18 protein-coding genes are annotated in these 21,644 nt (G+C 33.3%); 6 read left to right on the top strand and 12 right to left on the bottom strand.

What is annotated here, in order from left to right; all coding sequences use genetic code 11:
- Positions 1-50: 50 nt before the first annotated feature.
- The 8 genes from FT986_RS04810 to FT986_RS04775 form a co-directional block, all read right to left on the bottom strand.
- Positions 51-1,073: a TrkA family potassium uptake protein gene (locus tag FT986_RS04810; protein WP_147864098.1), complete on the bottom strand. Its 1,023-nt coding sequence runs from the start codon at positions 1,071-1,073 to the stop codon at positions 51-53.
- 21 nt (positions 1,074-1,094) lie between these two features.
- Positions 1,095-1,316 carry a PspC domain-containing protein gene (locus FT986_RS04805; RefSeq protein WP_245924777.1) on the bottom strand — a complete coding sequence of 74 codons (222 nt, stop codon included), beginning with the start codon at positions 1,314-1,316 and terminating at the stop codon, positions 1,095-1,097.
- A gap of 67 nt (positions 1,317-1,383) precedes the next feature.
- Complete coding sequence (locus tag FT986_RS04800; RefSeq protein WP_147864097.1) at positions 1,384-2,664, bottom strand: DUF2851 family protein; 1,281 nt, start codon at positions 2,662-2,664, stop codon at positions 1,384-1,386.
- Positions 2,665-2,667: 3 nt separating this feature from the next.
- Complete coding sequence (locus FT986_RS04795; RefSeq protein ID WP_147864096.1) at positions 2,668-3,357, bottom strand: SGNH/GDSL hydrolase family protein; 690 nt, start codon at positions 3,355-3,357, stop codon at positions 2,668-2,670.
- Between the two features lie 134 nt (positions 3,358-3,491).
- Positions 3,492-5,594: an alanine/glycine:cation symporter family protein gene (locus FT986_RS04790; protein ID WP_147864095.1), complete on the bottom strand. Its 2,103-nt coding sequence runs from the start codon at positions 5,592-5,594 to the stop codon at positions 3,492-3,494.
- 70 nt (positions 5,595-5,664) lie between these two features.
- Positions 5,665-6,645, bottom strand: coding sequence for a PLP-dependent cysteine synthase family protein (locus FT986_RS04785; RefSeq protein WP_147864094.1), 981 nt, complete (start codon positions 6,643-6,645; stop codon positions 5,665-5,667).
- Positions 6,646-6,895: 250 nt separating this feature from the next.
- Positions 6,896-7,279, bottom strand: coding sequence for an acyl-CoA thioesterase (locus tag FT986_RS04780; protein WP_147864093.1), 384 nt, complete (start codon positions 7,277-7,279; stop codon positions 6,896-6,898).
- A gap of 10 nt (positions 7,280-7,289) precedes the next feature.
- On the bottom strand, positions 7,290-8,531 hold the full coding sequence (locus tag FT986_RS04775) for an FtsX-like permease family protein (RefSeq protein ID WP_147864133.1): 1,242 nt from the start codon (positions 8,529-8,531) through the stop codon (positions 7,290-7,292).
- 7 nt (positions 8,532-8,538) lie between these two features.
- Between FT986_RS04775 and FT986_RS04770 the strand changes: the two genes are divergently transcribed.
- A complete protein-coding gene (locus FT986_RS04770) occupies positions 8,539-9,780 on the top strand; it encodes an exo-beta-N-acetylmuramidase NamZ domain-containing protein (RefSeq protein WP_147864092.1) in 1,242 nt (413 codons plus the stop codon).
- Here FT986_RS04770 and FT986_RS04765 read toward each other — a convergent pair.
- Positions 9,777-10,268 (bottom strand): YkgJ family cysteine cluster protein, encoded by a 492-nt coding sequence (locus tag FT986_RS04765; RefSeq protein WP_147864132.1) that lies wholly within the window; start codon positions 10,266-10,268, stop codon positions 9,777-9,779. The genes FT986_RS04770 and FT986_RS04765 overlap by 4 nt on opposite strands.
- A gap of 33 nt (positions 10,269-10,301) precedes the next feature.
- Between FT986_RS04765 and FT986_RS04760 the strand changes: the two genes are divergently transcribed.
- Together FT986_RS04760 and FT986_RS04755 are read left to right on the top strand one after the other, a co-directional pair.
- The gene (locus FT986_RS04760; RefSeq protein ID WP_370451121.1) at positions 10,302-11,009 is read left to right on the top strand and encodes a class I SAM-dependent methyltransferase; all 708 of its coding nucleotides are present in this window, start codon (positions 10,302-10,304) and stop codon (positions 11,007-11,009) included.
- A gap of 56 nt (positions 11,010-11,065) precedes the next feature.
- On the top strand, positions 11,066-11,839 hold the full coding sequence (locus FT986_RS04755; RefSeq protein ID WP_147864091.1) for a hypothetical protein: 774 nt from the start codon (positions 11,066-11,068) through the stop codon (positions 11,837-11,839).
- Between the two features lie 127 nt (positions 11,840-11,966).
- On the opposite strand, the gene FT986_RS04750 is transcribed toward FT986_RS04755, so the two are convergent.
- From FT986_RS04750 to FT986_RS04740, 3 genes are all read right to left on the bottom strand, one after another.
- Entirely contained in the window at positions 11,967-13,586 is a 1,620-nt protein-coding gene (locus FT986_RS04750; protein WP_147864090.1) for an amidohydrolase, read from the bottom strand.
- Positions 13,587-13,691: 105 nt separating this feature from the next.
- Positions 13,692-15,440, bottom strand: a complete 1,749-nt coding sequence (locus FT986_RS04745; RefSeq protein ID WP_147864089.1) for a TonB-dependent receptor — start codon at positions 15,438-15,440, stop codon at positions 13,692-13,694.
- Between the two features lie 27 nt (positions 15,441-15,467).
- A complete protein-coding gene (locus FT986_RS04740; RefSeq protein ID WP_147864088.1) occupies positions 15,468-18,491 on the bottom strand; it encodes a tetratricopeptide repeat protein in 3,024 nt (1,007 codons plus the stop codon).
- 174 nt (positions 18,492-18,665) lie between these two features.
- Here FT986_RS04740 and FT986_RS04735 point away from each other — a divergent pair, with 174 nt between their 5' ends.
- The 3 genes from FT986_RS04735 to FT986_RS04725 are packed head-to-tail and all read left to right on the top strand — an operon-like array spanning position 18,666 to position 21,618.
- On the top strand, positions 18,666-19,349 hold the full coding sequence (locus FT986_RS04735) for a cell division ATP-binding protein FtsE (RefSeq protein WP_111541771.1): 684 nt from the start codon (positions 18,666-18,668) through the stop codon (positions 19,347-19,349).
- Between the two features lie 6 nt (positions 19,350-19,355).
- On the top strand, positions 19,356-20,675 hold the full coding sequence (locus FT986_RS04730; protein ID WP_147864087.1) for a hypothetical protein: 1,320 nt from the start codon (positions 19,356-19,358) through the stop codon (positions 20,673-20,675).
- A gap of 7 nt (positions 20,676-20,682) precedes the next feature.
- Entirely contained in the window at positions 20,683-21,618 is a 936-nt protein-coding gene (locus FT986_RS04725) for a glycosyltransferase family 2 protein (RefSeq protein WP_147864086.1), read from the top strand.
- Positions 21,619-21,644 lie beyond the last annotated feature (26 nt).

Raw genomic sequence — 21,644 nt, 5'->3', positions numbered from 1 at the left:
TGCGCTTGAAATGTAAAGAATTTGTTAATCATAACGCTTTATCAATAATTTTATTTTAAGTATAAATCTTGCATTTTGCGTATTTGTTCTGTACTACCTACCAATATTAACTTAGAGTCTTTTCTAATTATTAACTTAGCTTCAGGATTTACGATATAATCTCCCGTGGGTGATTTGTAGCCTATAATTGAACACCCTGTTTGTTTTCTCAAATCAAGCTCTGCAATGCTTCTCTCCCTTTCATCTGGACAAATAAACTCAAAAGCAATTTGCTCTATATTAATACTATCTTTTTCTCCCGTTACAGATAAATTATCTAAAAATTCGATTAAATCTGGATTAACCACTAAAGACGCCATATGGTCACCCCCAATTCTATCGGGCATAATTACATTATCTGCGCCAGCGAGCTTTAGCTTTTTTGTACTGTTCTCTCTTGAAGCTCTACTTATAATTTTTAAATTATGATTTAGCTGTTTAGCAGAAAGCACCACGAATAAATTATCAGAATCATTGGGTAGTGCACATAATAATGTAGATGCTCGGGTAATACCGGCTTCTTCTAAAATTTCATCTTCGGTTGCGTTTCCTTCAATGCAAGAAATTCCTTTTTCTATTAAATCATCAATAACCTCCTTATCGGAATCTATGATTACAAATTGTTTATTGTATGCTTTTAGTTTTAATGCTGCCTGCCTCCCATTTCTTCCGTAGCCACATATTATTACGTGATCCTCATACGTGTTTATTGTTTTTCGCATCCTACTATATCTTAAATTACCTATATTACTTTTTCTTAATAGATGTTCTGAAATTACAGAAAGAGCATAACCCACTATAATAATACTTAATAAAATAAATATTGAAACATAGAATTTCTCTACCGCACTAAGGGGTTGCACTTCACCAAAACCAATCGTTGTAATAGTAATAACCGTCATGTAGACAGCATCTATCCAGCTATAACCAGACAAAACCCTAAAGCCTAATATTCCTAAAATAAATATTCCGAAAAGTAGAAATATGGCGACATTTATTCTAGAATGAAAAATCTTACGGACTAAACTTGACATTTTACATTAGTAGATGGATTTTTATAAATCGAAAACAGAGGTTCGTTTGGTATACACCAAATCTTTTAATTTTAACCAAAAAGCTAAAGTTAAATATACCGCAAAGCCTATTCCAAGAGTAGCAAATGACAAGTATATAAAAAAGAGACGCACGCTTTTTACTTTCATTCCCAAGCGATCTGCAAAACGAGAACTTACGTAAAATCCGTTACGCTCAAAATAATATCTTATACTCGAAACCATAAAATTTGACTTTAACAAATATAACATTTAATCGATTGCAATGATAAATTCTTCACAGAATAGAAAACTACACCTTCTTTTTTAATAAACTTAAGCCTATTTCGCATTGTAAACACCTATTTTTATCACAGTAATTAGGTTTTAAATGAAGTAATGCCTGAGATTCTAATGCAGATATAGCTATTTTTGGCCTTATCACATTAAAGGATTGAATTATAGAGTTTTGCTCTTTTGGAAGTTCTTTTAAGAGAGATAAACAATCTTCTAAATCTAAATCTCCTTTTAATTTTTTATAATGAAATTTAAGAGGAACAATCGTATTTATAATTAGTAAATCTATAAAGCTTGAAGATAACACTTTAGTGCTTCGCTTACTTTCTTTTCCAAAAGTAAAATGGGTTTTCCAGTAGTTTGAAACTTCTACTTTTAATAGTTTATGAATTTCTCCTCTTGATCTAGCTTCCATTAATTGCATAAAAATCTGGGGAGTATTTGCATATAATGTAGCCAATTGTGATAATCTAATTGTGGGAAAGTTAGGAGGCCTTAACCTAAAATATTCCACTTGCTCAAAATGAAAATCAAGCAGATATTTCTTCTGTAAATAATCAAAATCTTGTCTTAGTTTTATAGTGTATACATCACCATCATCTTTAGGGATCATATTTAATAGCCCATAAAACAATGCTTCCAAAATTTCTACTTTATTGGTTTTTCTAATTATTGAAAAAGGAATTATTGATGCCATTTTAAAAAAGGGCACTCCATTAATATTTAATCCAAAATTTTTTGCTAGTAATTGAAAACACACGGCTTCCCAATCATTTTTAGATTTTTTCAGAGCATTTTCAATCGCTATAGATTTTTCTTGAAGACGCTCTATATACAATCGCTCTATCCAGTTTTCTACGGTAAAGGACGAAACAGATTTTAAGTCCTTTTCACAATTAATCCATTTATTATCCTGCCTTTCAAGCAATTTTCTATAGTTTTTTAACGCTTCCGCGGAAGCGAAATCACTAAGTTTTAAAGTAGCTATAACCGTATTATCTTTTCTAAATACCTCAACATCATCTTCCCATACCACGTGTAAAATCACATTGTCATAAGCTAGATCTTTTTGATGCTGATGCGCATACCAATCACTAGATTTTAGATGTATCTCAACATTCCCCGCCCACGTTTGATTACCTATTTGAAGTTTTGCATTAAAAAAATCTGGACCAGAATTTTGAGTATTGTGAGTGCCACAATTTAAGATTTCTACTTTTTGACCATCGGTAGTAACTAAATTTAAAACATCAAACTTTTTAAATTTCCACAAATAATGTAAAAAGCCTTCTTTCATCTTTTAATTATTAAGTAAATCTTTTACCTGAGGCAAAATTCTAACCACCCATCGACGATACATTTTTTCGCTAGGATGTAAACCATCGTCAGCCACTAAAGTTTTATTTGTTTCCGCTTCAAGCGAAATATCTGTAATGTTATAAAATGGAATCTCTAAACTTGCACAAATTTCTTGAGCTATTTTATCATACTCTTTCAACTCTTCTCCAATATTTTCTTTTCCCGAAGTTAACCCAAAAGGCGTTACTCCGTAATTGGGAATACTAAGCATAAATACGCTTTCATTTCCTCTTTTAGCATACAAAATAGCATTCTCTAAAATCCTCTTAAGCTCTTTCTTATATTGTTCTAGTTCTTTATTTTGATATTGATTATTTACTCCAATTAATACCGAAACTAAATCGTATTGCGCCTTAGCTGGTTCATCTTTCATTGCTTGATGCAAATCATCTGTTCTCCAACCTGTTTGGGCAATAATTTTTGGTGGGTTAAATGAAAAATTGTCCTCTTTTAATTCTTTAACCAATTGTACGGGCCATCTATCATCTTCTTCTACACTTTCTCCTATTGTATAAGAATCACCCAATGCTAAATAGTTAAGATTATCTTTGGTAGCCGGTTTTTGTTGACTAACCCTGCAGCCGAATAAACTCAGAACCGAAATGATGATAAATATTTTTTTTAACCCCATAGTAAACGAATATCTTTAAAGTTAATTCATTTTTTTTAATCTGGATATTTTCGCTAAAGCGGAATTATAATTAGAAACGAAAAAACCCTTTAAAGATAAACTCTAAAGGGCTTTAAATTTCTTATATACAAAAACTACGAATCTCTAAATTTTGGATTTATAAAAAGCTTTCCTGCTTTAAGTTTCTTTAAATAAGCTTTCATGTCTGCTCTTACTTCTGATGATAAAATATATAATCCTATAATATTTGGGAATGACATGGCTAGAATCATCATATCAGAAAAGCTTAACACCGCTCCTAAACTCGCCGACGCTCCTAGTACTACAAATATTAAAAACATTACTTTATAAATAACTTCAGATTTTTTACTCTTTCCAAAAAGATAAGTCCAAGAACGCATCCCGTAATAAGACCAAGAAACCATCGTTGAAAATGCGAATAAAAAGACCGCAAAAGCCAATACTGCAGGAAACCAAGAAATTACGCTTCCAAATGCATCTGAGGTTAATTCTACGCCTCCTAAACCATCTACTTCGTGCATCCCTGTGAATATAAGAACCAAAGCAGTCATCGTACACACTACCATGGTATCAATGAAAGGTTCTACTAGGGAAGTAAATCCATCTGCGATAGGATTATTAGTTTTAGTTGCACTGTGAGCAATTGCTGCAGACCCCACACCAGCTTCACTAGAAAATGCTGCTCGTTGTAAACCAACTATTAAAACCCCAACAAAACCTCCTTTAAGTGCTGTCGCCGAAAAAGCACCATTAAATATTGCTGAAAAGGCATTACCTATATTTTCAATATTAAAACCAATAACAATAAGACAACCTATAATATATACAGCTGCCATAAATGGCACTACTTTACCTGTTACTTTAGCAATACTGTTAATTCCGCCAAGAATAACAGCTCCAACTAACACGGCAAATCCTACTCCGAACCAAAAACCATGACCCTGTAGAAAAGGTATTTGTTCTGAGACTATTTTAAATGCTTGGTTAGATTGTAACATATTACCTCCTCCAAAAGAAGCTACTACTCCTAATACAGCAAATAAAATGGCTAAAAATTTACCTAAACCTTTTAAATTTTTCTTCTCTAAACCGTAACGTAGATAGTTCATGGGACCTCCAAAAATTCTACCTTCTTCGTTTATAGTTCTATATTTAACTCCTAAAGTACATTCCACAAATTTTAACGACATCGCGAAAAAACCTGCCGTAAACATCCAAAATGTCGCACCGGCTCCTCCTAATGAAATGGCTACCGCTACTCCTGCAATGTTCCCCAAACCAACCGTTGCTGATACTGCTGTGGCCATCGCCTGAAAGTGAGTAATACTACCTGGAGCATCTGGATCATCATATTTTCCTTTCGCCAAGGATATAGAATGTCTAAACCCGCTAATATTAACAAAACCTAATCGAAAGGTGAAAAATATGCTTCCTAGAATAAGCCATATCACGATAAAAGGTATGGTATTCGTTTTGATATCTCCGTTAGGATGTTGTAATGGCTGAGGAGTATCATATTTAATTTTAGCTAAAAAGTGTGCCCCTTGCTCAACAACATCGCTGGTACTATTAGGGTCATAAATAACTTGATTTTCTTTTACCAAATAACCTACCTTTCCTGATACTGGGGAAATAACTTTTATTTCCTTTCCTCCATCACTAGTAACTACAGCAATCTCATCTCCTTCTTTTACATCATCATTTTCTGCAAATTTCCATTGGGTTAATTTATATGCATCTTTACTCGTTGCATCCCAATTTGGAATAGGAACTTGCTTATAGTCTGTATATACTACAGGATCATAAATCCCTATGCTGGAAAATGGATCCCAAAACAAAATACTTCCTAAGAAATTTACCGCTGGTTGTACGCCACTATTAAAAAATTCTGTTATGGATTCTGTAGGGATTTCAAATTCTTTGGTTACAGTTTGTCCATCAGTATCAGTCACTTTAACCGAGTAAGTCATGCCTTCAATTAAGCCTTTCGCTTTTATTGACTCTAAGCTGGTTTCTTGATTTGACCATTTATACTTGTAAGGAGGTTGACCTCCTATAACTTTAATGGTAGCTGTTGCGTCATTTATCGTCTTTGATGGATTATTTAATTCTATCTCCAAGCGGAAATCCTTAGAGACAGACGAATCCTTATTTTGTGCGTTAACAGATATTAAAAACCCTATTAAACAACTGATAACAAGTAATATATTTCTCATGTGAATTTTATTTCTTTTAATATATAGCAAAAAAAATCCTGCTTTAAGAGCAGGATTTTTATATTTTTTTTTAGTCTATGAAACCTTGAGATTTCATCCAATCATCGTTATACATTTTACCAACATAGCGACTTCCATGATCATGGAACAATACCACCACTACATCATCTTTTGTAAAGTGCTCTTTTAATTGTAAGAGACCTTTCATTGCTGCTCCAGCAGAATTCCCTAAGAACATACCTTCTTCTTTAGAGAGTTTTTGAGTATATACTGCAGCATCTTTATCTGTTACTTTGGTAAAACCATCGATGATACTAAAATCTACATTTTTAGGTAAAATATCTTCTCCAATTCCTTCTGTAATATAAGGATAAATTTCTTTTTCATCAAATTCTCCGGTCTCGTGATATTTTTTAAATACCGAGCCGTAGGTATCAATTCCCCAAACTTTCACATTGGGATTTTGTTCTTTTAAATATTTTCCGACTCCAGAAATAGTTCCTCCTGTACCTACTCCTACTACAAAATGAGTAACTTTACCATCTGTTTGTTTCCAAATTTCTGGACCTGTACTTTCATAATGTGCTTTTGCATTAGAAGGGTTGTCATATTGATTAACATACCAAGAGTTTGGAGTTTCTTCTGCTAATCGTTTTGAGGTAGAATAATAAGAACGAGGATCTTCTGGCTCAACATCAGTTGGGCAAACCACTACTTCACTCCCTACTGCTCTAAGAATATCTATTTTTTCTTTACTTTGCTTATCGGCGATAACGCAAACCATTTTGTAACCTTTCACAATTGCTGCTAAAGCAAGCCCCATTCCTGTATTTCCTGAAGTTCCTTCAATAATTGTTCCTCCTGGTTTTATTAACCCTTGCTCTTCTGCATCTTCCAACATTTTCACCGCCATTCTATCTTTAACAGAATTTCCCGGATTAAAAGTTTCGTATTTAGCTAAAACCAAGGCAGGAATTTCTTCGGCTAACTTATTTATTTTAACCAATGGGGTGTTCCCAATTGTTCCTAATATATTTTCCTTATAATCCATTTTTTATTTTTTTTAATGCGCAAAGGTAAGAAAGAATTTTGCACTAGTAAAATTGAATAACCATAGAAAACATACCTTGAATTGGGTATTGATAATCAGATGTGTAAATTTTAATTTAGTTTTCTTAATCAAGTATTTTCAATGACTAAAAGGAATAAACACCAATCTATTTATTCACTTTCATAAGAGTTGCTTTTTTCTAAAGCAACTCTTTTTATCTGAAGAGATAAGAGTAATAAGAATTAAATACCTATAAAATTTGAGTGGGTTTTTTGTTTTCATCTATTGCTACAAATGTAAACTCCCCCGAAACAGCTTTCTCACGGCTATCTTCATACATTTGTTCAATAAAAATATCTACGCGTACTTTAATACTTGTATTGCCTAAGTAAGTTACACGACCAACCAGCTCTACAATTGTTCCTGCGGGAATTGGCTTTTTAAAGTCTATACGATCACTGCTTACCGTTACCATTGGCTGTCTACTAAATCTTGTTGCAGTAATGAATGCTGTTTCATCCATCAATTGCATTGCAGTGCCACCAAACAGAGTGTCATAATGATTGGTTGTGTTAGGGAAAACAGCTTTAAAAATAGTTGTTTTAGAGTTATTTATTTTTTCTTCTAATGTCATTTTCTGGGTTTTACTCAAACTTAATTGCTCTACTAGGGCTAATTCTCGTAATTAAATATGATGGAACCAATAGCATTAATAAACATAAAGCTAAAGTTCCTATATTTATTAAAAGCACATATTCCCAATTAATATTCACTGGTGCTTCGGTCACATAATAGGTCTCTGGATTTAGCTTCATGATCTTTCCATATTTTTGCAAAAACAATAAGCCTAGACCTATTAAATTCCCCCAGAATAGTCCTTTTATAATAAGATATGCTCCATTATACAAGAATATTTTTCTTACACTCCAATCGTTACTTCCCAAAGCTTTTAACATCCCTATCATAGGGGTTCTTTCTAAAATAAGAACCAATAAAGCTGTAATCATATTAATCCCCGAAACAATTATCATAATACCTATGATCAAGGCTACATTAAAATCAAATAAAGACAACCATTCAAATATAGAATTATAAGATTGCTGTATAGTTTTGGCCTCTAAGAATGTATTGATATGTTCATTTACTTCTCCTCCTTTTTCTTCAATTTGATTAAAATCATCTACAAAAACCTCAAAGTTCCCTATTTGATCTTCTCCCCATTTATTTAAACGCTGAATTTGAGTGATATCGGCTATTAAAAAAGTTTCGTCAAACTCTTGAAAACCCGAATCGTAAATTCCAACAATTTCAAAAGCAGTAAGTCTTGCTCTTTCTTGATTAGCATCATTTAAAAAATAGATCACAACCTGATCATTTAACTCAAATCCCAATCGGTTTGCCATATAGGCAGATAGTAAGATCTCTTTACTGTATTTTTTTTCTTTCGTATAGGTAGGTATTCTTCCTTCGACCAAATACTCTTTTAGATAATCCCAACGATAATCTGCACCTACACCTTTTACAACAATACCTTCAAAATCGGTTTCAGTTCTAATCACTCCGTATTTTGTAGCTACTACCTGTATATGATCAATGCCTTCTACCTCATCAAAGTCTGGATAAAAATCTTGTTGTGAAGAAATGGGTTTAATTGAAATTTGAGAATTATTATTATTTAAATTCCCAATCGTAATATGGCCATTAAAAGCTGCAATTTTATCTCTAATTTTTTGTTGTAAACCTGTGCTTGTCGCCACCGAAACCAACATCATAATCACTCCAATCGCAATAGCTGCCACCGCAATTTTTATAATTGGTGCCGATATGCTACTTTTATAATCTTTAGCGCTTATTAAACGTTTAGAAATAAAGAATTCAAAATTCAAGTCTCGTATGTTTTTACATTTTTTCAAAAATACATTTTTTATCGGTGTCATTGCTATTGTTTCTTGCATTAGTCCGTCATCAAAAAAATCTCCTGTTCACGCTTCCGCGGAAGCAAAAACTAACACAACCCTCAATAATGAAAATAAATTAATCATAGGCGCCAATCAAACCGAAGCTTACCTCCCACTTTTAAAAGGTAAGAAAGTAGGCATTGTAGGCAATCAAACATCGGTAGTATTTAAAGGTAATGGAGGTTACACGCATTTGGTAGATTCTTTGGTTTCCTTGAATATTGATGTCGTAAAAGCTTTTTCTCCCGAACATGGGTTCAGAGGAAAAGCCGATGCTGGCGAAAAAGTGGTGGATGGATTTGATGCAAAAACGGGAATCTCTATCGTTTCTCTTTACGGAAGTAATAAAAAACCAACTCAAAAGCAGTTGGAAGGTTTAGATATTTTAGTCTTTGATATTCAAGATGTAGGCGTTCGATTTTACACCTACATTTCTACCTTACATTATGTAATGGAAGCTGCTGCAGAAAAAGGTTTAACGGTTTTAATTTTAGATCGTCCCAACCCAAACGGACATTATATAGACGGACCTATTTTAGAAAAAGAACACCAAAGTTTTGTGGGCATGCATCCAATTCCCATCGTCCACGGAATGACGATTGGAGAATATGCTCAAATGATTAACGGGGAAAAATGGTTACAAAACAATCTCATTTGTGATCTTATGGTCATTAAAATGATAAACTACTCTAAAAAAGATCATTATTCATTGCCTATAAAACCATCACCTAACCTACCCAACAATCAATCTATTAATCTCTACCCAAGTTTATGTTTTTTTGAGGGCACTCCCGTAAATGCAGGACGTGGAACTTCTAAACAGTTTCAAGTTTTTGGATCTCCAACCTTAGACTCCAATTATTTTGATTATAAATATACTCCGCAACCCAACGACGGAGCCAAACATCCCAAGAATCAAGGAAAAATCTGCTATGGTAAAGATTTAAGTGAAGAACCTCTACTTTCAACAATTGAATTAAAATGGTTGTTAGAAGCTTATGAAAAATCAGAAAATAAAAATGATTTCTTTACTCCGTTTTTTAGCAAACTAGCAGGAACCAAAAAATTACAACAACAAATTAAACAAGGTTGGGACTCTAACAAAATTAAAGCGAATTGGAAAAAAGGTATTGAAAACTATGGTAAAATGAGACAGCCTTATTTATTATACCATTAAGGTAGTCGCTTTTTCATTTCTTCCACAATATTATAAGCCGCAGGACAAATCGCTACATTTTTTAAGGTTAAATGGGCTATTTGCTGAAATTTCCTGCGATCGGTATGAGGAAATTTCGCGCAAGCTTTAGGTCTCACATCATAGATAGAACACATATTATCAGCTCCTAAAAATGTACAAGGCACTTGCTGCAACACATAATCATTTTCCTCATCAACCCTTAAATAAGCATCTATAAACGCTTGGGGTTTCATTTTAAAAAATTTAGAAATACGCTCCACATCCTTATTTGTAAATAAAGGACCTGTAGTTTTACAACAATTTGCACATGTAAGACAATCTGTTTTTTCAAATTCATCATCGTGTAATTCTTGCATTAAAAGATCTAAATGCTTTGGTGGCTTTTTTTTAAGTTTAGCAAAAAGCTTTTTATTCTCCTTATGTTTATCTTTGGCTTGCTTTGGCAAGTTTTTTAAAACCTCATCCATAGCTGCAAATATAAACATCTAAAAATATTACCTTTGATTGTACCCGACATTTTTGGCCAAGCTGTATTAGACTATTATCATCATAATGATTCAGAAAACATTAAAGTTCTCTCAGAAGATTTTGACGAAGACGAAATCCCAACAGATTATCTTTTTAGACAACTAAAAGAAATGCCTGCATTAGAGCAAAAGGCACTAAAATTATGTAAAGGAAAAACTTTAGATGTGGGTTGTTGCGCGGGCAGTCACGCCTTAGCATTACAAGAAAAAGGAATAGAAGTTAAAGCAATTGACATTTCTCAAGGTGCCATAAAAGTTGCTCGCTTACGCGGAATTAAAAATGCTGTGGTACAAGATTTCTTTGAAGAAAGAGAAAGGTTTGACACCATTTTAATGCTTATGAACGGAATTGGAGTTGTTGGTAAACTCAAAAATCTCACTCAATTTTTTCAACACCTTAAAACCATTTTAAACCCTGAAGGTAAAGTTTTGTTAGATTCATCAGATCTACAATATTTATTCGATAAAGAAGAAGATGGTTCTATTTGGGTAGACCCTAATCAATATTACGGAGAACTTAATTACCAAATCAAATATAAGAATGAAATTTCTGCTATTTTTGATTGGCTCTATGTAGATTTCAATTCTCTGCAATTAGCTGCAGAAAGCAACGGATTCTCTTGTAAGTTGATTCAAGAAGGAGAACATTATGATTATTTAGCGGAATTAAAGTTATCTTAAAGCCTCTGTAATTTGAAGAAGAGCTACTTATATTTCAAAAAAATAAATATCTATTTATGAAAAAAATTAGCGTACTCTCATTAATGTTTACCTTATTATTAATTGTTGGCTGTAGCAAAGATGATTCTAATGATAACGGAGACTCTCCTTCTGGTATTCCTGGTAATAACCTTAACCTTGGGGCTTCTGCAGAAGATTTATTAGGAAATGATATTTTTCAGAATTTAGAAGTTGAGGTGGTTTACCCAGATGGTTTTCAGCCACAAGCTCAGAGTTTAGAAAATTTAAAAAGTTTTATACAAACAAGAACTTTTAAAACTAATGTAAATATAACTCAGAGACAGATTGCTGCTCCGAGTGACGCTCCCTTTTCTATTGAAGAAATAAGAGAGATTGAAGCAAATAACCGAACGGCATTTAATGATGATAGTACAATCAAAGTTTTTGTCTTCTTTGCCAACGGAAATAGTGCGAATGATGAAGGAAATCAATTTACCTTAGGTACCGCTTATCAAAATACTTCAATGGTTATCTATCAAAAAACCATTCAAGAGACTACATCTGGTCTAACAGCACCTACTATTGTAGATGTAGAAACTACTGTTTTAAAACATGAATTTGCTCATTTATTAGGACTTGTAGATGTGGGGACACCGCTACAAAGCGACCATAAAGATCCAGAATCTGACGGGCATTGTATTACAGAAGGTTGTTTAATGCGCGCTCAAGCGGAATTCGCTTCAGGAATGATTGGAATGCTAGAGCAAGGAGAAACACCAAACTTAGATGCCGCTTGCATTGCCGATTTACAAGCTAATGGCGGAAGATAAATTTTAAAACCAACTTCTTTATCACACTTCGCATCAACATAGAAAAACTCATTCTGGCGGAAGGTCTGTAAATACTAATTTCTAAACCGTATTATTCTCGACTCCGCCCGAATTGACATTCAAAAAATTATTTTACTTGTTCTCCACCCACAAAAGTAGCCATTACCTTTGTTTTGGGTATTAATTTTGAATCTACTTGCATTATATCTTGATCTAACACAATAAAATCGGCTACTTTTCCTTTCTCAATACTTCCTTTCTCTTTTTCCTCAAAGTTAGCGTAAGCCGCCCAAATGGTCATACCGCGTAAGGTCTCTTCTCTAGATAAAGCATTTTCTTTTTGAAATCCTTCTTTAGGATATTGGTGAACATCTTGTCTAGCTACTGCTGCATAAAAAGTTAAAAACGGACTTACTTTTTCAACAGGAAAATCGGTTCCCAAAGCAATTTTTCCGGTTTGTTCCAAAAGCTTTTTATAAGCATAAGCATTTTTTAATCGCTTCTCTCCTATTCGTTCTTTGGCCCAATACATGTCGCTCGTCGCGTGTGTAGGTTGAACTGATGGTAAAATATTTCCGCCAAAGTATTTAAAATCTTTTTCGTCTATAATCTGGGCGTGTTCTACCCTCCAGCGCTTATCATTTTCGTGTTTTAAAATAGAATCATAAGTTCTTAATACAACAAAATTGGCAGAATCTCCAATGGCGTGCGTATTCATTTGATATTCGGTATTGCTTATTTTAGCCGCCAATTTTTTAAACTCATCTATACCAATCACCATAGCTCCAAAATGTTTTTTCTTATCGGAATATGGTTTTTTCAAGGCTGCTCCTCGTGATCCTAAAGCACCATCAGCATAAACTTTGACAGATCTAACATGAAGCCTATCTGTTTTCATAATTCCTTTATTCAAGAAATAATCTAAGTCCTCTTCTTGATTTTGAACCATAGCATAGAGACGCATTTTTAAATCTCCAGATTTTTGCAAACTATCGATAAGCATTATACTTTCTCTATTTAAACCAGCATCATCTATAGTTGTAAGCCCCAAATTGAAAGCAATTTTTTGAGCATCTAATAAGCCTTTGATTGCTTGTTCTTTGCTGGCTTTAGGAATAATATTCTCAACCAAGCTCATAGGGTTATCTATTAAAATTCCTGTCAGTTTCCCTCGCTTTAATTCTACTTCTCCACCTTCCACTTTAGTGTATCTATTAATCCCTGCGAGTTCTAAAGCTTTTTTATTCACTAACATTGCATGACCGTCAATTCGGGTAACTGCAATAGGAGTGTTAGGAAATAATTTATCTAAAGTATCTTTTGTGGGGAAATTTTTATCCTCCCAATCGTTTTGATCCCATCCTCTTCCCGTGATAAAACTAACTTGATTCTTTTCTTGAAATTTTATAATACGTTCTACAACCTCATCATAACTTTTGGTATTGGTTAAATCTACTTTTTGAAGTTGTAAACCTAGACCGTAAAAATGTGCATGGGCATCTATAAACCCAGGATAAACCGTACGTCCTTTAGCATCATAAACCTCTTTCCCTTTATATTTTAACTGTAATTCTTCTGCATCGGCTACTTCTATAATTCTCCCATTATTTACGGCAAAACCTTTAGCTATATTAAATTTCCCGTCTACGGTGTAGACTTTTGCATTTCTAACAATTAAATCTACTTGTTGCTTCTTTTGACAAGCTTGTAGACTTATTAATATAAAGAGGAATAATATTTTCTTCATGGAGTTATTTTTTACAAAAATAAAAAGCGTTTGCCATTGACAAACGCTTTTTAAATCAATATATTCTATTTAACTATTTTTTAATCAATTGTTGGTTGAGGATTTCTACCAATCAAATTGATAACTAGCTCCTGCCATAACTTGTAAACCTTGTGTTGGGTAACCTAACCAAGGTCTGTAGTTTTCGGTTAATAAGTTATTCCCACGTGCAAATAAAGAAAGTCGGTCGTTTAATTTATAGCCTACTCGCAAGTTAGCATCTAAGTAAGCATCCATTGTTCCTTTGGTTTGGTAAGTGCTTTGTACTCCTTGAAAGTCTAAATAAACATTACGTTCTCCTACGGCAAACATACTCGCACCTGCAAACCACTTTTCGGTAATTTGATAATCTAAAGCTAAAGAACCTTCAAACTCAGGTAAGTTCCAAACTTCATCCTGTGTATCGGCGCTATAGTTATTATAAGTTCCGTTAAGTCTCACATTAAAATCATCACTTAATGCAAATTGCAGTTCTCCAAAAAAAGAAACCGTCGTGACGTCATCATAAACCACTCCAAATGAATTGAAATTTTCATAGCCTTCCTTTGGAGTATTTCCTGTCGCTACATAAGGATTGTGAATAAACATAGGTTTATTGACTTCAGATTTATAGCTTCCGCGGATGTTATAACTTATTTGATCTGTAAATTTTCCTTTTCCTCCAAGGTAGATATCATATTGCTTATCGGTTGGTGCTACTAGTAAGGTTGGAGAAACAAACGGATTTTCTTGTACGAATTCATAATATGTATTTTGCTTTAATTCTCCTTCCGCTCCAGCGTAAGCGATAAAATAATCTCCCGCTACACGGTAACTCCCTGTCACTTTTGGATACAAATACAGGTTATTGTCTTCATTTTCTATATCCATAGAATACACCAACTGAGCTCCTAAGTTTACAGAAAGGTCTTCATTTTGTATTTGAATGCTTGGCGCTACACCTAAATTAAAGAAACCGTATTGATTGCTTACGGGAAGATTTTCGTAGCTTTCATCAAAATTTCCATTCACAAAGTCAAAAGAAAGCTCTGTCCCAATAAGTTGTTCTACAACCGGAAATTCTAACTTCGGAGTCCATTTTACATGGTTTTCACCGCTTCCAAAATTATCACCAAATCTTCTGTATTTAAACTTAGCTTCATCAAAAATCCCTTGTTCCATATCTATATTTGCCCCAAATGTCGCAGCATAATAAGAATGTTGAGGGTCGATTCCTGCTAATTCAATGTCTGTGGGTTGGAAATAATCTGGAATTCCATACCAGTTATAAACTTGGTGCTGAAAACCAGCATCTACTCCCCAAGTAAAATTACGTTGTTGAGCTTTATAACCAATTTCTAAACCTGTGTCATAAAACTTATCATCTAGACGAGCTTCATCTATTCCTCCTTGAGAAGAGTTATGCACCAAACCAATAGAAACTTCTTTACCTCTATCTAAGTTAATAGTGCTGTAAAATTCTGCCGCAATGTTAGAGTAATTACCAAAGCCTAAAGAAGCATAATTATCATAGAGTCGTGGCATAGATTTTCTAGTAACTCCAGCAGCTGTACCTTTTGCAGGTGTAAAAGTTGAAGCTACAGGGAACGAAAAAATATCGTAAGAAACTTGCTTCTTTTTGTTTTCTGTAGAGTCATTTATTACTGGGGTTTGCTTTACCTTAAACGCGTCACTTACGGTAGGCGAATAGGGTTTTACAATAATGAGCCTTTCGGTATCGATATCGCCTTCTTCATCTTCTTGAGCAAAAGCTACTCCAGTGAATAAAAAAGTGATACTGTATAAAAATACTTTACTTAATGAAATGCGTTGCATATAAGAAAGATTAGTTTGAGTTTAAAATTAGTTTGGGTTGGTTTCTACAGAAGAATTGGTTTTAGCTTCTTCAGTTTTAATACGAATCAATTCCGCTTTAGCTTCCTCTACCACTTTAGGAAAAGCTTCAAAATTATGGATAACATTTTCCAAGATATAGGTGGCTTGGTAAGCATCTTCAAGATCATAAAAGTTTTTAGCCATAATTACTAGACCTTTTGCTCCGTACATTTTATAACCAGAAAAATCTTTTGCCAACACCTGAACGGCAGCATTTGATTCTTTAAATTTAGAATCTTTTCTTAAGAAATAAGCCTCGTAATATTGTGCCTCGGCTGCTAGTTCACCTTTAGCAATTTTTTGAACTTCTTGGTAAGCGCTTTTAGCTCGATTTTCGTCTCCCGTCTTAATCGCAGATCTTGCAATAAACACTTGCGCATCACTTTTTACTTGATTTTCTATCTTTCCATTTTGTAAAACACGTTCTGCATATACAATGGTTTGTGCATAATCTTCTTGTTGATAGTAAGATTTCATTAGGTTAGATTGTGCAAATGTGATGTTTTGAGGAAAATCTGCCTCAGTTTCTAAACGTTTTAAAACAGGGATTGCTTTTTGATAATTTTTTTGCTCTAAATAAATTTGAGACAATCTTGCTAAAGCTTGCTCTGTAAACTCACTTCTTGGTTGCTGAATCACATAATTATAATGCGGCGCAGCTTCTGCTTTCTTATCGGTTTTAAATTGCAATTGAGCTAAGTAAAAGTTGGCCGAAGTCGCGTGAAGTCCGTTAGGGAACTCTTGTAAATACTTTTCAAAACCTTTTATAGCAGGATTCGTATTGTTTTGAATAAACTGTTGCTCTGCCGCCTCGTAAGTAGCATTATCAATATCAGAATCGGCTACCTCAACAAAATCTAAATTCTGTACCCAACTAGCATACTCATCGGTTCTACCTAAGTCTACATAAATACCTCGCGCCGTTTTTACCGCTTGTACCGCTTCATTGGTATTTGGATAATCTGCAACTACTTTTTTGAATTTAGTTAAGGCTTTATCGCTTTCATTTCCGTTATAGAAAATTAATCCTTGTTTCAATAATGATTTAGAAACAAAGGAGCTAGATGGCGTCTCGCTTTGTAATCTATCGTACGCTTTTAACGCTGCCGCGGAATTTTCTTCAGCCACGTAGGTGTTTCCTAATTCGTAAAGAGCGTCATCTTTGTAAATACTCTTTGGGTATTTTGAAACAAAGCTTTCTAAATCTTTAATTTTATCTTGGTTTTTATTGACGAAACCATAACTGATGGCTTTTTGGAAGTAAGCATAATCAGAATCAATTCCTTTTAAAGCAATCGATTTGTTGTAAGCTTCCATCGCTGGCCAATAATTACTCGTTACAAAATGACTGTCTCCCAATCTTAGGTAAGCATCATTTTTTTGAGTTAACGGAATATTGTTTTTTTCCGCGTAAGCATTAAAATGACTAATCGCATTGGCATATTCTTTCTTTTTAAAATACACATACCCAATGTTATAATCTATAGCTTTAAACTCTTCGGTTTGTTTGGCTGCGGTCATTCCCATAAACTCTTTGTAGCCAATTAATGCCGACTGGTAATTTTCTAAATTATAATCACTTTCTGCTTTCCAATAGGTGGCTTTTGCAGTAAAAGCGGCATCGTTTCTTTCTTTAAGCGACTTATTAAAATGTACTAAAGCTGCCGAATAATTTCCTTCATTATATAACTCTGTTGCTCTATAATAAGCTACTTTTTGATAAACCAGCTTGTCGTTATACTTGTTACTTCCTTCTAAAATGCTAAGTGCTTTTTGGTAGTTTTTAGAAGTAATGTAAGAGTCTATTAAAAGTTTTTCTATTTCCGTCGTAGCGGAATTATTAGGGTATTTTTCTAAAAAAGCGGTAAGTACTTCTGGAATGCTTTTGTAGTTATTCCCAATCTCGTAGCTCAATTTAGCATAATTTAAAGCAGCATCTTCCTGAATTTTTTCATCAAAATTCATTTCCGAAGCATTCTTAAACGCATTCAATGCTTGTTGCTTTTGGTTTAACTCTACATAAGATTCTGCTAGATGGTAATAGGCGTTTTGTGCCACGTGATTTTGGCCATCAATAATTTTATTAAACTCATTGATCGCATTTTGATATTCTCCTTGCTTATAATAAGCATATCCTAATTGGTAATAATCGGTATTATTCCATTTACCACGTTTACCTTGATATTCTTTTAAATAAGGAATAGCCTGGTCGTATTGTTCTAAATTAAAATAACTTTCTCCAATAATTTTATTAAGCTCAGATTTTTCTTGACGGTTAGAACGATCTAATTGAGCTTTCCCTAATTCTATCGCTTTCTCGAATTTTCCTAGCTTAAAATTCATATCACTTTGAAAGTAAGAAAGAGATTTATCTAATCTCCCATCCCCTTTCACCTCCTCAAACATATCATTTGCCTCTTGGTAATTGTCGCCTTCATAAGCAATAAACCCAAGGTAATATTTGGCTTGAGAACCATATTCCTTACTGTCTCTTACTCTATTAAAGTACGTCTTAGCTTCTTCTTTTCTCCCTGCTTTAAAATAAGCGTAACCGTTATTAAAATTAAATTCTTGCTGCTCTGCTCTAGAGAGACCTGCAGTATCTACTTTTTCATACCATTGTCTTGCTCTATTATAATCGCCATTATTAAAATAATAATTTGCTACATTTATATAAGCAGAATTACGCTTGGTGCTGGTAGGATGTTCATTTACAAAATCCTCCATCAAAGCATCGGCATTAGATTGGTTTAATCTTACGGCACAAATAGCAACGTAATAAGCACAATCGGCTTTAAGCTCTAAACTACTAACTTCTTGCTCTACTTTTTGAAATAAAGTTTGAGCTGCTTTGTACTGATTATTTTCAAAAAGTACCATCGCTCTATTATAATCTGCAAAATCGTTCGTGTATATGGCGGTTTGCTGACTCATTACTGGTACCGAAATACTTGCCGTTAAGGCCAAACAAAGACTTATTTTCTTTAACATGCAGCTAAATTTAATTATTATTTAATGGATCAAATATAGTGGAATTGCTATTTTGATAACGAAACTTTCTTGTGATAATTATGTTAATGTTAAATAAATCTTCTTAGATAGATTTTTGAGCCTTGTTTTTTCTTTACAAATATTCAATTACCTTTAAGCCTTAAAACTTTTAGTATGTCAAACCCTATTTTAGAACTCAAGAATGCTGCGGTTTACCAAAGAGAAAACCTTATTCTTTCTGATGTGAACGTAGAAATTAATAAAGGTGATTTTGTTTACCTTATCGGAAAAACAGGTACTGGTAAAAGTAGTTTTATGAAAACGCTTTACGGAGATATTCCGTTAAAAGAGGGAGAAGGGAGTATCGTAGGCTTTGACTTAAGACAACTAAAAGAAAAAAACATCCCATTTTTAAGAAGAAAATTGGGTGTAGTCTTTCAAGATTTCAAATTATTGAATGATCGTACGATTAAAGACAATCTTATGTTTGTTTTAAAAGCTACGGGTTGGAAAGAGAAAAAAGCGATGGAAAGTAAAATCGATCAGGTTTTAGATAAAGTGGGGATGAAAACTAAAAACTTTAAATACCCTTATCAGCTTTCTGGTGGCGAGCAACAACGTATTGCCATAGCGCGTGCGTTATTAAATGACCCTGAGTTAATTTTAGCCGATGAGCCTACAGGAAATTTAGATCCGCAAACTTCTGTTGAAGTCATGGAGGTTTTACAAGAAATTAACCGTAACGGAAACACCATACTTATGGCTACACACGATTATGCACTTCTCTTGAAATATCCGTCAAAAACATTAAAATGCGACGGACAAAAAGTATTTGAAGTAGTACAGAAAACTGCATAATTTATAATGGAAGTTTTATGTATAAGCTATTATGATAAATTTTCTCGTTTTTTTATAGGCATAGAAAAAGAGCTTAAAAAAACAGATCCATCTACTCAATTTGAAATATTAAGCCTTTACCCTAGCGGGTATTTTTACAGTTTATTTAGAGGAGTTACCTCTACACTAGCTTCTTTTAAATGTTGGCTTAGTGCTCATATAAATAGAAAAAAATATGCTTCAATACTTTCGCAAAAAAAACCAGTTTATAAAGAATTTGATTTAGACAAGTTAATCGATTATCAAATTAAATTAAACAAGAATATAAAAAGAGAATCACTTCTCTTGCAGGCGATAGAATATATTAACTTTATTGATAAAAAAACAACTACCTCCCCAGATGTAATTCTTCTTATAGGTGATTCTAGATTACTAATAGACATTACCAAAATCATTGCCAAAAGAAAAGGCATCAAGACTTACTTTGTAGAACAAGGTCCATATAACACTACCTTCTTTGACACTAAAGGCGTTAATGCAAATTCTTCAATTACTGGTTACCAGCCTGACATTACAGAAAATCGTAGTTTTAAGAAAGAAAAAATAAATCAGTTTATAAATAGAGTAAAAGATAAAAAATACAACCGGCTCCCGTTCTACAGAGGATTTGATCATATATTAGAGTTTTTGATTCAACATACCGTTTTATTACCTCCAGACTTAAAAAATCCTGCGACAAAAACATATAAAAAAGCACATTTATTAAAGGACCTCAAACTTGTTGAAAAAGAAAAAAATGTATTTCTATTAATTTGTCAAGTTCCTTTTGATGTTAACCTTACGCACCACAGTCCGTTTTATAGCAGTCACACTCAAATTTTAAAAGACGTTTATACACATCTTCCTGAAGACAGTGTTTTGATAGTTAGGGAGCATCCTTTATATAAGAAAAAATACGCAAAAGAGTTTTATGAATTTATCTCTACGCAACCTGATATTTATATTGATACCAACAAAAGTTTTTACGAAGTTTTAGAAAAAACCCATGCGGTTATTGTAAATAATTCAACTGTAGGCTTAGAAGCTATAATAAAAGGTAAACCTGTACTTGCGTTGGGAAATTCTTATTACGATCGAAGCGGAATATGTTTAAAGCTTCAGCATAAAAATGAATTAAAAGAATTATTAAAAGAAGTACTTCACTTTTCCGCAGAAGAAAATAAAATAGATATTTATCTTTATGAACTCTTTACGAATCACTTAATTAAAGGACATATTATTGATGAAAATTTAAATGCAGCAAAACAAATTGCTCATAAATTAAAAACTTTAACCCTTTCTAAATAAATTGAATATGCCTTTTTTCTCTGTCGTTATTCCTTTATATAATAAAGAAGTTCAAGTCAAAAAAACCTTGGAAAGTGTTCTATCTCAAAATTTTGAAGATTTTGAAGTGATTATTGTGGATGACGGTTCTACAGATGCTAGCTTCTCTGTAGTTAAAAGCTTCACTGACCCAAGAATTAAGTTATTTCAGCAAAAAAACAGCGGAGCATCTTCAGCGAGAAATTTTGGAATTAGTAAATCTAATAGCGAATATATTGCACTAATTGACGCTGATGATACTTGGAATAATCATCATTTAGAAGAGTTCTATAAAAGTATAAAGCTATTTCCTCAAGCTTCATTTTTTTGTAATGCATATAAGTTAAAATTAGGAGAAAATTACACACATAACGCCACGTATAAATTACAAGAACGACATAAAATCCAAATTGTTGAAGATTACTTTAAAGCAAGTATAATTCACCCGTTGGCTATGACTTCGGGCGTAGCTTTCACAAAACAATCTTTCTTAGATATTGGTAGTTTTAATACCACCATTTCTTCTGGACAAGATATTGATTTGTGGATTAGATTTGCTTTGCAAAAGACGATAGTTTTTAATCCTGCTGTTACTGCATGTTACGATAAAACCGTACCTAACAGCCTATCTAAAAAACAGCTAAGAAAGGTTAAGTATGAATTTCTAAATTCATACAAAGAAGCTGAACACACAAATGCATCTTTTAAAAAATACCTCGACCTAAATCGATATGCTGTAGCAATACATTGTAAATATCATAATGATACCGAGGTTTTAAATAAGTTTTTAAAAGTAATTGACCCCGAATCACTTAACGCCAAACAACGTTTCTTATTAAAGCTTCCTAATTCTGCCTTGATAGGTTTAAAGAAATTTCAACTATTGCTTATTAAAAAAGGAATTTATTTGACCGCTTTTAGGTAAGGCCAATGATTTTGCAAAAAATAGTA

The sequence above is a fragment of the Mesonia sp. K4-1 genome (assembly GCF_008017825.1).
Taxonomy (GTDB): domain Bacteria; phylum Bacteroidota; class Bacteroidia; order Flavobacteriales; family Flavobacteriaceae; genus Mesonia.
The sequence above is the reverse complement of the archived record's forward strand: the minus strand, read 5'-3'. Positions and strand labels throughout refer to the sequence as shown.

Excerpts from the sequence above, each read along its gene's own strand:
- FT986_RS04740 (WP_147864088.1), bottom strand. The coding sequence starts at position 18,491 with ATGTTAAAGAAAATAAGTCTTTGTTTGGCCTTAACGGCAAGTATTTCG.
- FT986_RS04800 (WP_147864097.1), bottom strand. The coding sequence starts at position 2,664 with ATGAAAGAAGGCTTTTTACATTATTTGTGGAAATTTAAAAAGTTTGAT.
- FT986_RS04770 (WP_147864092.1), top strand. The coding sequence starts at position 8,539 with ATGTTTTTACATTTTTTCAAAAATACATTTTTTATCGGTGTCATTGCT.
- FT986_RS04730 (WP_147864087.1), top strand. The coding sequence starts at position 19,356 with ATGGAAGTTTTATGTATAAGCTATTATGATAAATTTTCTCGTTTTTTT.
- FT986_RS04795 (WP_147864096.1), bottom strand. The coding sequence starts at position 3,357 with ATGGGGTTAAAAAAAATATTTATCATCATTTCGGTTCTGAGTTTATTC.
- FT986_RS04765 (WP_147864132.1), bottom strand. The coding sequence starts at position 10,268 with ATGGATGAGGTTTTAAAAAACTTGCCAAAGCAAGCCAAAGATAAACAT.
- FT986_RS04745 (WP_147864089.1), bottom strand. The coding sequence starts at position 15,440 with ATGCAACGCATTTCATTAAGTAAAGTATTTTTATACAGTATCACTTTT.
- FT986_RS04810 (WP_147864098.1), bottom strand. The coding sequence starts at position 1,073 with ATGTCAAGTTTAGTCCGTAAGATTTTTCATTCTAGAATAAATGTCGCC.
- FT986_RS04755 (WP_147864091.1), top strand. The coding sequence starts at position 11,066 with ATGAAAAAAATTAGCGTACTCTCATTAATGTTTACCTTATTATTAATT.
- FT986_RS04750 (WP_147864090.1), bottom strand. The coding sequence starts at position 13,586 with ATGAAGAAAATATTATTCCTCTTTATATTAATAAGTCTACAAGCTTGT.
- FT986_RS04790 (WP_147864095.1), bottom strand. The coding sequence starts at position 5,594 with ATGAGAAATATATTACTTGTTATCAGTTGTTTAATAGGGTTTTTAATA.
- FT986_RS04725 (WP_147864086.1), top strand. The coding sequence starts at position 20,683 with ATGCCTTTTTTCTCTGTCGTTATTCCTTTATATAATAAAGAAGTTCAA.
- FT986_RS04735 (WP_111541771.1), top strand. The coding sequence starts at position 18,666 with ATGTCAAACCCTATTTTAGAACTCAAGAATGCTGCGGTTTACCAAAGA.
- FT986_RS04805 (WP_245924777.1), bottom strand. The coding sequence starts at position 1,316 with ATGGTTTCGAGTATAAGATATTATTTTGAGCGTAACGGATTTTACGTA.
- FT986_RS04785 (WP_147864094.1), bottom strand. The coding sequence starts at position 6,645 with ATGGATTATAAGGAAAATATATTAGGAACAATTGGGAACACCCCATTG.
- FT986_RS04780 (WP_147864093.1), bottom strand. The coding sequence starts at position 7,279 with ATGACATTAGAAGAAAAAATAAATAACTCTAAAACAACTATTTTTAAA.